The sequence below is a fragment of the Mycobacterium sp. TH-M11 genome, assembly GCF_057473725.1.
Map to the genome: position 1 here is coordinate 1 of NZ_JBYCLD010000105.1, position 11,955 is coordinate 11,955.

Annotated in this window: 12 protein-coding genes and 1 pseudogene; 11 read left to right on the plus strand and 2 right to left on the minus strand. The window is 65.1% G+C overall.

What is annotated here, in order from left to right:
- Positions 1 to 220 precede the first annotated feature (220 nt).
- From adh to AC2VOG_RS04585, 6 genes are read left to right on the plus strand one after another with little or no spacing between them, the layout of a single operon-like run.
- On the plus strand, positions 221 to 1,744 hold the full coding sequence (gene adh / locus AC2VOG_RS04560; RefSeq protein ID WP_486938730.1) for an aldehyde dehydrogenase: 1,524 nt from the start codon (positions 221 to 223) through the stop codon (positions 1,742 to 1,744).
- The gene (locus AC2VOG_RS04565; protein WP_486938731.1) at positions 1,744 to 2,238 is read left to right on the plus strand and encodes a DUF779 domain-containing protein; all 495 of its coding nucleotides are present in this window, start codon (positions 1,744 to 1,746) and stop codon (positions 2,236 to 2,238) included. Before adh ends, AC2VOG_RS04565 begins: the two co-directional genes overlap by 1 nt.
- Positions 2,239 to 2,266: 28 nt before the next feature.
- Positions 2,267 to 2,545, plus strand: coding sequence for a putative holin (locus AC2VOG_RS04570; RefSeq protein ID WP_486938732.1), 279 nt, complete (start codon positions 2,267 to 2,269; stop codon positions 2,543 to 2,545).
- Positions 2,538 to 3,122, plus strand: a complete 585-nt coding sequence (locus tag AC2VOG_RS04575; RefSeq protein ID WP_486938733.1) for a hypothetical protein — start codon at positions 2,538 to 2,540, stop codon at positions 3,120 to 3,122. The genes AC2VOG_RS04570 and AC2VOG_RS04575 overlap by 8 nt, the downstream gene beginning before the upstream one ends.
- A 27-nt stretch (positions 3,123 to 3,149) precedes the next feature.
- The gene (gene lpdA / locus AC2VOG_RS04580) at positions 3,150 to 4,547 is read left to right on the plus strand and encodes a dihydrolipoyl dehydrogenase (RefSeq protein WP_486938734.1); all 1,398 of its coding nucleotides are present in this window, start codon (positions 3,150 to 3,152) and stop codon (positions 4,545 to 4,547) included.
- Positions 4,548 to 4,575: 28 nt separating this feature from the next.
- A complete protein-coding gene (locus tag AC2VOG_RS04585; protein WP_486938735.1) occupies positions 4,576 to 4,866 on the plus strand; it encodes a hypothetical protein in 291 nt (96 codons plus the stop codon).
- Here the strand turns inward: AC2VOG_RS04585 and AC2VOG_RS04590 are convergent.
- Both AC2VOG_RS04590 and ramB read right to left on the minus strand, forming a co-directional pair.
- On the minus strand, positions 4,857 to 5,441 hold the full coding sequence (locus AC2VOG_RS04590) for a carboxymuconolactone decarboxylase family protein (RefSeq protein WP_486938736.1): 585 nt from the start codon (positions 5,439 to 5,441) through the stop codon (positions 4,857 to 4,859). The two genes, AC2VOG_RS04585 and AC2VOG_RS04590, sit on opposite strands and share 10 nt — an antisense overlap.
- Positions 5,438 to 6,859, minus strand: a complete 1,422-nt coding sequence (gene ramB / locus AC2VOG_RS04595; RefSeq protein ID WP_486938737.1) for an acetate metabolism transcriptional regulator RamB — start codon at positions 6,857 to 6,859, stop codon at positions 5,438 to 5,440. Before ramB ends, AC2VOG_RS04590 begins: the two co-directional genes overlap by 4 nt.
- A gap of 189 nt (positions 6,860 to 7,048) precedes the next feature.
- On the opposite strand from ramB, the gene AC2VOG_RS04600 reads away from it, so the two are divergent.
- The 5 genes and pseudogenes from AC2VOG_RS04600 to AC2VOG_RS04620 all read left to right on the plus strand — a co-directional run.
- On the plus strand, positions 7,049 to 7,846 hold the full coding sequence (locus AC2VOG_RS04600) for an acyl-ACP thioesterase domain-containing protein (protein WP_486938738.1): 798 nt from the start codon (positions 7,049 to 7,051) through the stop codon (positions 7,844 to 7,846).
- Between the two features lie 264 nt (positions 7,847 to 8,110).
- Positions 8,111 to 9,397: an isocitrate lyase gene (gene aceA, locus AC2VOG_RS04605; RefSeq protein WP_486938739.1), complete on the plus strand. Its 1,287-nt coding sequence runs from the start codon at positions 8,111 to 8,113 to the stop codon at positions 9,395 to 9,397.
- Positions 9,398 to 9,557: 160 nt separating this feature from the next.
- Positions 9,558 to 10,418 carry a 3-hydroxybutyryl-CoA dehydrogenase gene (locus AC2VOG_RS04610; protein ID WP_486938740.1) on the plus strand — a complete coding sequence of 287 codons (861 nt, stop codon included), beginning with the start codon at positions 9,558 to 9,560 and terminating at the stop codon, positions 10,416 to 10,418.
- 62 nt (positions 10,419 to 10,480) lie between these two features.
- The gene (locus AC2VOG_RS04615; RefSeq protein ID WP_486938741.1) at positions 10,481 to 11,731 is read left to right on the plus strand and encodes a KasA/KasB family beta-ketoacyl-ACP synthase; all 1,251 of its coding nucleotides are present in this window, start codon (positions 10,481 to 10,483) and stop codon (positions 11,729 to 11,731) included.
- 123 nt (positions 11,732 to 11,854) lie between these two features.
- Positions 11,855 to 11,955: pseudogene (locus tag AC2VOG_RS04620) on the plus strand (SAM-dependent methyltransferase); the annotation flags it as partial.

Genomic DNA, 11,955 nt, shown 5'->3' on the forward strand with positions numbered 1-11,955 from the left:
GGGTCGTTGCGGTTGCGCACCCAGTTCAGCTGCTGCTCACCGAGAACGTCCTCGAGCCACAAATAGGGGTCGTCCGCCTGATCAGGGTCCATCTGCGCGCTCCTCCTCATCGCGCTGCGCGGACTGTATCGTCGCCGCGCGAGCCATGGGTCCCATTGTTACCGCGACGGTACTGTGAGCTGTGTAACACCGTCTCGCGATGAAGAAGGAGTGCAACAAAATGACTGTCTTCGCTCGACCGGGTTCTGCCGGGGCGCTGATGTCTTTTGAGTCGCGGTATGACAACTTCATCGGCGGCGAGTGGGTGGCGCCGGTTGCCGGCCGCTACTTCGAAAACCTGACGCCGGTGATCGGGCAGCCGTTTTGCGAGGTGGCGCGCTCGGATGCCGCCGACATCGACAAGGCACTGGACGCCGCCCACGGGGCAGCGCGGGCGTGGGGCAAGACCGCGCCGGCCGAGCGGGCCGCGGTCTTGAACAAGATCGCCGAGCGGATCGATGCGCATCGTGATGCGCTGGCGCTGGCCGAGGTCTGGGACAACGGCAAACCGATCCGGGAGACGTTGGCCGCCGACATCCCGTTGGCCGCCGACCATTTCCGGTACTTCGCCGGCGCGCTGCGAGCCCAGGAAGGCTCGCTGAGCCAGATCGACGACGACACCGTCGCCTATCACTTCCACGAGCCGCTGGGGGTGGTCGGCCAGATCATCCCGTGGAACTTCCCGATCCTGATGGCGACCTGGAAGCTGGCGCCCGCGCTGGCCGCGGGTAACTGTGTGGTGCTCAAACCCGCCGAGCAGACGCCGGTCTCGGTGCTGTATCTGATGTCGCTGATCGGTGACCTGCTGCCGCCGGGCGTGGTCAACGTCGTCAACGGCTTCGGCGCCGAGGCGGGCAAGCCGTTGGCATCGAGCAACCGGATCGCCAAGGTCGCCTTCACCGGGGAGACCACCACCGGTCGGCTGATCATGCAGTACGCCAGCCAGAACCTGATCCCGGTCACCCTGGAGTTGGGCGGCAAAAGCCCCAACATCTTCTTCAACGACGTGATGGCCGCCCACGACGACTTCTGCGACAAGGCGCTGGAAGGGTTCACCATGTTCGCGCTCAACCAGGGCGAGGTGTGCACCTGCCCGTCGCGCAGCCTGGTGCAGGCCGGCATCTACGACGAGTTCCTGGAACTGGCGGCCATCCGCACCAAGGCCGTGCGCCAAGGCGATCCGCTGGACACCGAGACGATGGTCGGCTCGCAGGCCTCCAACGACCAACTCGAGAAAGTGTTGTCCTACATCGAGATCGGCAAAGACGAGGGCGCCAAGGTCATCACCGGTGGCGAGCGCGCGGAGTTGGGCGGTGACCTCTCCGGCGGCTACTACGTGCAGCCCACCATCTTCGCCGGCACCAACACGATGCGGGTCTTTCAGGAAGAGATTTTCGGGCCGGTGGTCTCGGTCGCCTCATTCACCGACTACGACGACGCGATCTCGATCGCCAACGACACCCTCTACGGGTTGGGCGCGGGGGTGTGGAGCCGCGACGGCAACACCGCCTACCGGGCCGGCCGCGACATCCAGGCCGGCCGGGTGTGGGTCAACTGCTACCACGTCTATCCCGCACACGCCGCGTTCGGCGGATACAAGCAGTCCGGGATCGGCCGGGAGAACCACAAGATGATGCTCGATCACTACCAGCAGACCAAGAACCTGCTGGTGTCCTACAGCGACAAGGCGCAAGGCTTCTTCTGATGGTGACGCCCCGGGTGGTTGTCACCGCGGACGCGGTCGCACTGCTCGACCGGCTGCGAGAACAGCACGGCCCGTTGATGTTTCATCAGTCCGGCGGCTGCTGCGACGGGTCATCGCCGATGTGCTACCCCGACGGGGACTTCATCGTCGGTGACCGCGACGTACTGCTGGGCACGCTCGACGTCGAACCCGACGGGGTGCCGGTATGGATCTCGGGGCCGCAATTCCAGACCTGGAAGCACACCCAGCTCGTCATCGACGTGGTGCCCGGCCGGGGCAGCGGATTCAGCCTGGAAGCACCCGAAGGCATGCGATTCCTGTCCCGCGGGCGCGCCTTCACCGACCGCGAAAACGCCGAGCTGGCGGCCTTGGCGGTGATCACCGGCGCCGACTACGAACGCGGCGAGCGACCACCGGAGCGCGCCCCGGTGGTCGCGGCTGCCGTCGAGGTGTGCCCGGTTCCGGCGGGGCGCGCCGCGCCGCTAAAGCCGTAGCGGGCAACCCCGGCAGTATCGTTGAAGCGTGATTCCGCTGCCGCGGCCCTGGCTGTTGACCAGTGCGATGCTGGTCGGGCTGGCGGCTGGCGTGCTGGGCGCCGCGGCCGCGCTGACCGTGGAACACGCCCGCATGCGTCCCGACATTGCGATCGCGTTGGTGGTCGGATTTCCCAGCGTCGTCGGGCTGCTGGTGGTGTTGATGGCCCGACGCCGATGGCTGACGGCACTAGGCGCCTTCATCCTGGCGTTGGCACCGGGATGGTTCGGTGTGCTCGCCCTGGTCGAGGTCGTGACCCATGGGTGAGCACGAACGGGTGGAGACCGAGTCGATGCCGCTGACCGAGCCGTACCGACCCGCGTTCGACACCGGTATGCAGCCGAAAGCCGAGCCCGCCGTGATCGAGCCCGAGGTACCGCCTCGCCGGCGGTGGTTGCGCCGAAAGTCGGCCGACAGCGCCGATGAGCCCGTGAGCGGCCTCATGGCGACGGCGTACACCGAGACCGAAGCGCCGCCGTCTGAAGCGCTTCCGGCGGTCGCTGCGTTCGGCCAGCTCTACCTGAAGTGGTGGAAGTTCGTGTTGATGCTGCTCGCGGTCTGGGTGCCGGCGGGCGCGGCCGGGGCGGGACTTTTCTATTGGTGGAGCCATGACGCCTCAAAACACAAAACCACCGTGGTCTTCGTCGTCTTGGCCTATGTCGTGGTGACGACGGTCGCCGGGCTGATCCTGGCCATGGCGTCCGATCGGCCGCTGCTGTCGGCGCTGTCGATCGCGATGCTCTCGGCCGTCTTCGCCGCTGTCGTCGGCGCGGCCCCGGTGTATGGCAAGTTCTACTGCGATCACAGCCAACGGCCCTGCGTCGCGGGCGTGCTGCCGTACTGAAGCGACCGCACCACTAGGCTAGGTGCCGTGACTTCTCACTATGACGTTGTCGTCCTCGGAGCCGGACCCGGCGGATACGTAGCGGCCATCCGCGCTGCTCAGCTGGGACTGAATACCGCCATCGTTGAGCCGAAGTACTGGGGCGGAGTCTGCCTCAACGTCGGCTGCATCCCGTCCAAGGCGTTGCTGCGTAACGCCGAACTCGCGCACATCTTCACCAAGGAAGCCAAGACCTTCGGCATCAGCGGCGAGGTGACCTTCGACTACGGGGCTGCCTTCGACCGCAGCCGCAAGGTGGCCGAGGGCCGGGTGGCCGGTGTGCACTTCTTGATGAAGAAGAACAAGATCACCGAGATCCACGGCTACGGCCGCTTCACCGACGCCCACACACTAAACGTGGACCTCAACGAGGGCGGTAGCGAACAGGTCACGTTCGACAACGTCATCATCGCCACCGGCAGCAGCACCCGGCTGGTTCCCGGCACCTCGCTGTCGGAGAACGTGGTCACCTACGAGGAACTGATCCTGACCCGCGAGCTGCCCGAGTCGATTATCATCGCCGGCGCCGGGGCGATCGGTATCGAGTTCGCCTACGTGCTCAAAAACTACGGCGTCGACGTGACGATCGTCGAGTTCCTGCCGCGCGCGCTACCCAACGAAGATGTCGACGTCTCCAAGGAGATCGAGAAGCAGTACAAGAAACTCGGCGTCAAAATCCTCACCGGTACCAAGGTCGAGTCGATCGCCGACAACGGTTCGGTGGTCACGGTGACCGTCAGCAAGGACGGCAAGACCGAAGAACTCAAAGCCGCGAAGGTGTTGCAGGCCATCGGCTTTGCGCCCAATGTCGACGGGTTCGGTCTCGACAAGGTCGGCGTCGCGCTGACCGACCGTCAGGCGATCGGCGTCACCGAGTACATGCGCACCAACGTCGACCACGTCTACGCCATCGGTGACGTCACGGCGTTGCTGCAGCTGGCCCACGTCGCCGAGGCACAAGGGGTAGTGGCAGCCGAAACCATCGCTGGTGCAGAGACTTTGGCGCTGGGCGACTACCGGATGCTGCCGCGCGCGACTTTCTGCCAGCCGAACGTGGCGAGCTTCGGGCTCACCGAACAGCAGGCCCGCGACGAGGGCTACGACGTCGTCGTCGCCAAATTCCCGTTCACCGCCAACGCCAAGGCGCACGGGGTGGGCGACCCGAGTGGTTTCGTGAAGCTCGTCGCCGACGCCAAACACCTCGAACTGCTGGGCGGCCACCTGGTCGGTCATGACGTCTCGGAGTTGCTGCCGGAGTTGACGCTGGCTCAGAAATGGGACCTGACCGCACACGAATTGGCGCGCAACGTTCATACCCACCCGACCATGTCGGAGGCACTGCAGGAGTGTTTCCACGGCTTGACCGGCCACATGATCAACTTCTGACACCGACAACGACAGTTACGGTAGCGACATGGCCAGATCAACAGCGGTGCGAGCCGAATCGATTTGGTCTGCGCTCGGCGGTGTTCTCGCCGGTTACGTGCTGTGGCTGATCGCGATTTCAATCGGTGACGCCTTCACGATGGCGGGCCTGTGGGGTCCGATCGTGTTGGGCGGATCGGTGGTCTTGGCACTCGGCGCGGCGCTGTGGGCACGACGGGCGCGTGCGCGGAAACACCTCGCCTTGGCGGCGTTCGCGTTCGGGTTGCCGGTGCTGCCGGTGCTGCTGTCGCTACTGGTGGTCGCCGACAGCTACTTGTGATCGCTCGGGTGGTCCAGCGGAATTTCCAGCGCCGACATGGTTGCGGCTAGACCGTCGTATTGCCCTGCGAGCATGCAGAACTCGATGATCTGACGACGGTCGAGGTGGTTCGACAGCTGCTGCCAGACGTCGGGGCTGAGGGCGCGGTTGAGGATGAACTCATCAGTGGCGGCCAGCAGCGCTTGCTGTCGCCCGGTCAGCCTGCTGGGATCTGCACTCGTATCCGGCCAGGCGAAGATCAACGCCTGCATGTGATCGTCGAGCCCACGACGTCGCCCCATCCGGCGGTGATGCTGCAACTCGTATTCAGAGCTACGCAGGTGCGCAACCCGCAGGATCACCAACTCGGTGTCGGCAATGTGCAACCGACCGCGCAGCAGTGCGCCGGAGTAGGGCAGCATGGCCAAGAACAGCCGCTTGTGCTGACCCAGCGTGCCAAACAGGTGCATCTGGGGCGCGCCTACGGTGCGTGCGGCGAACTTCGCCACGACCCAATTGATCAGCCCCAAGTCACGAATCCTGCCTGAGGCGGGAATACGGCCGCGGTGACCGGTCCCGTCGTCGCCGACGGTCATGCGTGCCTGACCAGATAGGGCGAGACCGTGCTGCGATGCTCGTCGAGATCAAGGGCCCGGCCCAGCGCGGGGAACGCTCGCTGCGGACAGGTGTCGCGTTCGCACACCCGGCAGCCCGCGCCGATCGGTGTGGCCAGCAAGGCGGGGTCGCCGGACAAGTCGAGTCCTTCCGAGTAGACGAGCCGGTGGGCGTGGCGGAGTTCGCAGCCCAGCCCGATCGCGAACGTCTTACCCGGCTGACCATATCGCGCGGCGCGGCGCTCGACGGTGCGGGCCACCCACAGGTAGCTGCGGCCGTCCGGCATCTCGGCGATCTGGACTCCGATCTTGCCCGGGTTGGCGAAGGTTTCGTAGACGTTCCACAGCGGGCAGGTGCCGCCCGCCGAAGAGAAGTGGAACCCGGTGGCGGACTGGCGTTTTGACATGTTGCCGGCCCGGTCGACGCGCACGAACGACAGCGGCACGCCGCGCATCGAGGGCCGCTGCAGCGTGGACAGCCGATGCGCGATGGTCTCGTAGCTCACCGCGTAGAACGCCGACAGGCGCTCGACGTCATACCGGAAGTTCTCGGCGATCTCGTGGAACCGTCGATACGGCAGCACGGTCGCGGCGGCGAAGTAGTTGGCCAGCCCGAGCCGGGCCAGCGTGCGCGATTCGTCGCTGGTGAAGCTGCCCTGATCGACCAGTCGGTCGATCAGGGCGCCGTGTTCGAGGTAAGCCAGTTCGGCGGCAAGTTTGAAGGCGTACTGCCCCGACGGCAGATTGCCGCCGATTTCCAGTGTCCGAGTTTGCGGGTCGAAGCGGTGAAGGATGTTGTCGCCCAGTTCAACGCGTTTGATTCTGACGTCATGCACCGAGGTCAGCCGGTCGGAGAGGTCGCGGACCAGATCGGCGCGAAGCATGCGCATCTCCACCGTGAGCTCCTCGGCCGCGGTGTCCAGCTCGTGCAGGTAGTTCTGCCGCTCATAGAAGTAGTCGCGGACTTCCTCGTGCGGCATCGCGATCGACCCGCTGCCGCTCCCGTCGGCGAAGCGGCCCTCGGTGGCGGCCGCCAGCTGCGTGGTCGTCAGCCGATAGCGTCGGTGCAGGTTGACCAGGGCGCGCGCCAGCGCTGGGTGGGCGTTCACCACGTCGGCGAGCTCAGACTGGTCCACCTCGACGCCGAGGTCGTGGTCGAGGGTGACCTCACGCAATTCGGCGAGCAGCCGAGTGTCGTCCTGCGAGGCGAAAAACGTGGCGTCGACGCCGAACACCTCGGTGATGCGCCACAGCACCGCGACTGTCAGGGGCCGGACGTCGTGCTCGATCTGGTTGAGATAGCTCGGGGAGATATCCAGCATCTGCGCCAGCGCGGCCTGACTGAATCCGCGCTCGCTGCGGAGCTGCCGGACTCGTGAGCCAACGAAAGTCTTGGCCATCCGACCAGCGTAGCGGTATTGCAAAGGTTGGGTTAGCAATATTTGCACGGCGTCCAGAGTTGACGCCGGCGCATAGTGGTTTGGCATCATTCGGCGGTGGGGGAACCTAAGCTGAACCGCCTGGCAACTACGCGTTATGTCGGGTTGTAAGAAAACAGCAGGCGCTTGAGGAGTAGCGGGAGTGACGCCATGAGCTTGGACAAACAGATGATGCCGGTGCCCGACCCGCATCCCGATGTCTTCGACCGGCAGTGGCCGCTGCGTGTCGCCGACATCGACCGCGAAGGCCGGCTCCGATTCGACGCTGCAGCCCGTCACATCCAGGACATCGGCCAGGATCAGCTGCGTGAGATGGGTTTCGAGGAGACCCATCCGCTGTGGATCGTGCGCCGCACGATGGTCGACCTGATCCGCCCTGTCGAGTTCGGCGACATGCTGCGGATGCGCCGCTGGTGCTCGGGAACCTCCAACCGGTGGTGCGAGATGCGGGTCCGCATAGACGGGAAGCGCGGGCGCGGCCTCATCGAGTCCGAGGCGTTCTGGATCAACATCAACCGCGACACCCAGATGCCGTCGCGCATCTCCGACGACTTCCTCGACGGACTGCGCAAGACCACCGACGTCGACCGGTTGCGGTGGAAGGGCTACCTCAAACCGGGCAATCGGGAGGACGCTGCCGAGATCCACGAGTTCCCGGTCCGGGTCACCGACATCGACCTGTTCGACCACATGAACAACTCGGTGTACTGGAGCGTGATAGAGGACTACCTCTTCTCGTTCCCGGAACTGGTCAAGGCGCCGCTGCGAGTGGCCATCGAACACGATGCGCCGGTGGCGCTGGGCGACAAGCTGGAGATCATCTCGCACGTACACCCGGCTGACTCCACCGATCGATTCGGCGAAAAGCTTTCTGATCGCACTGTTAGAACGCTCACATATGCCGTCGGCGACGAGGTCAAGGCGGTCGCCGCGATCTTTGCCCTCTAACCGTACGGGCGTTATGCAAACCGCCGTGTTGACCTGCGGATTTAAGTTACCGGCAGGTAACAGCTGAACCGTTTCAGTTCGCCGAGATCTTCGCAAGCTTTGCAATATCTGGCTGTGCCCTAGCCAAAGTTGGCACAAAAATCGGTGGACCTGGGCCGCTGGCCTGTGCCATCTTCGTCTTAGCAAGTCAGCAACGATGCTGGGGTCCTTAGCAAGGCTGGAAATCTCGGGTCCTCAGATCAAATAACTTTTGAGGAGAACGCCATGTCGAGCGTTGGCACACCGAAGAGCCCCGAAGAGATCCAGAAGGACTGGGACACCAACCCCCGCTGGAAGGGCATCACCCGCACCTACAGCCCCGCCGACGTCGTGGCCCTTCAGGGCAGCGTGGTCGAGGAGTCCACCCTGGCCCGTCGCGGCGCCGAAGTGCTGTGGAGCCAGTTGCACGACCTGGAGTTCGTCAACGCACTGGGCGCGCTGACCGGCAACATGGCCGTCCAGCAGGTGCGCGCCGGCCTCAAGGCCATCTACCTGTCGGGTTGGCAGGTCGCCGGTGACGCGAACCTGTCCGGCCACACCTACCCCGACCAGAGCCTCTACCCGGCCAACTCGGTCCCGCAGGTGGTCCGCCGGATCAACAACGCGCTGCTGCGCGCCGACCAGATCGCCAAGGTCGAGGGCGACACCTCGATCGAGAACTGGCTCGCCCCGATCGTCGCTGACGGCGAGGCCGGTTTCGGTGGTGCGCTCAACGTCTACGAGCTGCAGAAGGCAATGATCGCGGCCGGCGTCGCCGGTTCGCACTGGGAAGACCAGCTGGCCTCGGAGAAGAAGTGCGGACACCTCGGGGGCAAGGTGCTGATCCCGACCCAGCAGCACATCCGCACCCTGACCTCGGCTCGCCTGGCCGCCGACGTCGCCGACGTGCCGACCGTCGTCATCGCCCGCACCGACGCCGAGGCGGCCACGCTGATCACCTCCGACGTCGACGAGCGCGACCGTCCGTTCGTCACCGGTGAGCGCACCTCAGAGGGCTTCTACCGGGTGCGCAACGGCCTGGAGCCCTGCATCGCCCGCGCCAAGGCCTACGCGCCGTACTCCGACCTGATCTGGATGGAGACCGGTACTCCGGACCTCGACCTGGCCCGCCGGTTCGCCGAGGGCGTCAAGAGCGAGTTCCCCGACCAGCTGCTGGCCTACAACTGCTCGCCGTCGTTCAACTGGCGCAAGCACCTGGACGACTCGACGATCGCCCGGTTCCAGAAGGAGCTCGGCGCCATGGGCTTCAAGTTCCAGTTCATCACGCTGGCCGGCTTCCACGCCCTGAACTACTCGATGTTCGATCTGGCCTACGGCTACGCCCGCAACCAGATGAGCGCCTATGTCGAGCTGCAGGAGCGCGAGTTCGCCGCCGAGGAGCGCGGTTACACCGCGACCAAGCACCAGCGTGAGGTCGGCGCCGGTTACTTCGACCGGATCGCCACCACTGTGGACCCGACGTCGTCGACCACCGCGCTGGCGGGCTCGACCGAAGAGGGTCAGTTCCACTAGGCCGCCTCGAACGTCGAGTTGTTGCGGGGTTTTCGCTCGATTGCTCGCAACAACTCGACGGTCGGCGCTGCGAGCCGCCACAAGCTCTCGGCTTGACAGCGTGGGCCCCGCCCGGAAACCCTAGGCGGGGCCTGATGCATATCGAGAGGACATCCTGCACGTGAGCAATGCGATTGACCGCGTTGGCGTTATCGGTGCCGGCCAGATGGGCGCGGGCATCGCCGAGGTGGCGGCGAAGGCCGGCGTCGACGTGGTGGTCTACGAGCTGACCGACGAGCTGGCCGCGGCGGGCAAGTCCCGCATCGAGGCGTCCCTGGAACGGGCCGTCGGCAAGGGCAAGCTGTCAGCGCAGGAGCGCGACGCGACGTGCAAGCGGCTGCGCTACACGAGCGCAATGGCCGACCTCGCCGACCGTCAGCTGACCATCGAGGCGATTGTCGAGAACGAGGCCGTCAAGGCCAAGGTGTTCGCCGAACTCGACGAAATCGTCACCGACCCCACCGCCGTGCTCGCGTCCAACACCTCCAGCATCCCGATCATGAAAATTGCGGCGGCGACCAAGAATCCGGGTCGCGTGCTTGGTCTGCACTTCTTCAACCCGGTGCCCGTGCTGCCGCTCGTCGAATTGATCAACACCTTGGTCACCGACGACGAGGCGGTTGAGCGCGTCGAGCATTTCGCGAGCCAGGTGCTCGGCAAGAAGGTGGTGCGCTGCGGCGACCGCTCCGGCTTCGTGGTGAACGCGCTGCTGGTGCCCTACCTGTTGTCGGCCATCCGGATGGTCGAGTCGGGCGTCGCGTCGGTGGAAGACGTCGACACCGCGATCGTCGCCGGGCTGTCACATCCGATGGGTCCGTTGCGGCTCTCCGACCTCATCGGGCTCGACACCATGAAGCTGATCGCCGACGCCATGTACGACGAACTCAAGGACGCGCATTACGCCCCGCCGCCGTTGCTGCAGCGAATGGTCGAGGCCGGCCAGCTGGGCAAGAAATCCGGTCGGGGCTTCTACACGTATTGACCCCAGCGCCACCAGACGGGCGCTACGATTAATTTGTAGTCCAACTGGGGTATCTGACTGCAATGGCTCGCTTGTCGACTGGCAACGGTTTGCGCGACGTGGTCGTCACCGGTATTGCGATGACGACTGCGCTGGCCACCGATGCCGAGACCACGTGGACGCAGCTGCTGGCAGGACGGAGCGGCATACGACGCCTCGACGCTGACTTCGTCGAGCAATTCGAGATGCCAGTGCGTATCGGTGGACGTCTGCTGGAGGATTTCGACCAATACCTGACCCGGATCGAGCTGCGCCGGTTTCTGTTCCTCCAGAAAATTGCCACCCAAGTCGCCCGTCGGCTGTGGGATCAGGTCGGCGCGCCGGAGGTCGATGTCAACCGGTTGATGGTGTCGATCGGGACCGCCATGGGGTCAACGCAGGAATTCATCGAAGTCAGCGACGACTTCAACCGGCGAGGCATGAAAGCCATCTCGCCGGTCGGCGTGCAAAAGGCGATGCCCAATGCCGCGGCCGCGGCGGTCGGCCTGCAACGCGGCGCCAAAGCCGGAATCTTGACCCCGGTATCGGCCTGTGCCTCCGGCGCTGAGGCGATCGCGCTCGCGTGGCGAAGCATCGTGTGCGGTGAGGCCGACATCGCGATCTGCGGGGGCGTCGAGACGAAGGTCGAAGCGGTGCCGATGGCGGCGTTCTCCAACCATGGCTTGCTGTCGACCAACAACGACGACCCCGCCGGCGCGTGCCGGCCGTTCGACAAAGATCGCGACGGTTTCGTTTGCGGGGAGGCCGGCGCCCTGCTGGTCATCGAAACCGAGGAGCACGCAAAAGCCCGAGGCGCCAACATCATTGGACGAATTATGGGGGCCGGCATCACCTCGGACGGCTACCAGGCGGTGCTGGCCGACCCTACCGGGGAACAAGCCGGTCGCGCGATGACGCGGGCAATCCAGCTTGCTGGACTCGCTGCCGGGGACATCGACCACGTCAACGCGCACGCGAACGGCACCGTCGACGGCGATCTCGCCGAAGCGAAGGCGATCCACCGGGCGTTGGGGGCGCACGCGCCGGCGGTCTATGCGCCCAAGGCCGCCTTGGGTCATTCGTTTGGTGCGGTAGGCGCGGTCGAAGCCATTGTGACCGTGCTGGCCCTGCGTGACGGCGTAATCCCGCCGACGCTGAACCTGCAACAGCTCGATCCGGAGATCGACCTGGACGTGGTGACGGGCGAGGCGCGTCGGGGTGACTACCGGTACGCGATCAGCAATTCGTTCGCTTTCGGCGGCTACAACGTGGCGCTGGCTTTCGGAAGTTGTTGATGCGCGCATTAGACTTGCGCCAGCGGCTACGCTAGTTCCTCGGGGATCGGGTGTAGCGTCTGCCCACGTGTCGAGCCAAGACACAGTGCCCTTTGAAATCCATTCCGACTCTCAGGACAAACGGTGTCAGATTCCTCAAGTGCAACGCCCACTGCTCAGTCCGCGTGGTTGTCGAAGTCAGCGGCCCAAACCCGCGGTTCGGACAAGAAGGAAGTCCAGTTCCA

Coding starts and splice junctions, on each gene's coding strand:
- adh (WP_486938730.1), top strand. CDS start 221: ATGACTGTCTTCGCTCGACCGGGTTCTGCCGGGGCGCTGATGTCTTTT.
- AC2VOG_RS04565 (WP_486938731.1), top strand. CDS start 1,744: ATGGTGACGCCCCGGGTGGTTGTCACCGCGGACGCGGTCGCACTGCTC.
- AC2VOG_RS04575 (WP_486938733.1), top strand. CDS start 2,538: ATGGGTGAGCACGAACGGGTGGAGACCGAGTCGATGCCGCTGACCGAG.
- AC2VOG_RS04585 (WP_486938735.1), top strand. CDS start 4,576: ATGGCCAGATCAACAGCGGTGCGAGCCGAATCGATTTGGTCTGCGCTC.
- AC2VOG_RS04590 (WP_486938736.1), bottom strand. CDS start 5,441: ATGACCGTCGGCGACGACGGGACCGGTCACCGCGGCCGTATTCCCGCC.
- ramB (WP_486938737.1), bottom strand. CDS start 6,859: ATGGCCAAGACTTTCGTTGGCTCACGAGTCCGGCAGCTCCGCAGCGAG.
- AC2VOG_RS04600 (WP_486938738.1), top strand. CDS start 7,049: ATGAGCTTGGACAAACAGATGATGCCGGTGCCCGACCCGCATCCCGAT.
- aceA (WP_486938739.1), top strand. CDS start 8,111: ATGTCGAGCGTTGGCACACCGAAGAGCCCCGAAGAGATCCAGAAGGAC.
- AC2VOG_RS04615 (WP_486938741.1), top strand. CDS start 10,481: ATGGCTCGCTTGTCGACTGGCAACGGTTTGCGCGACGTGGTCGTCACC.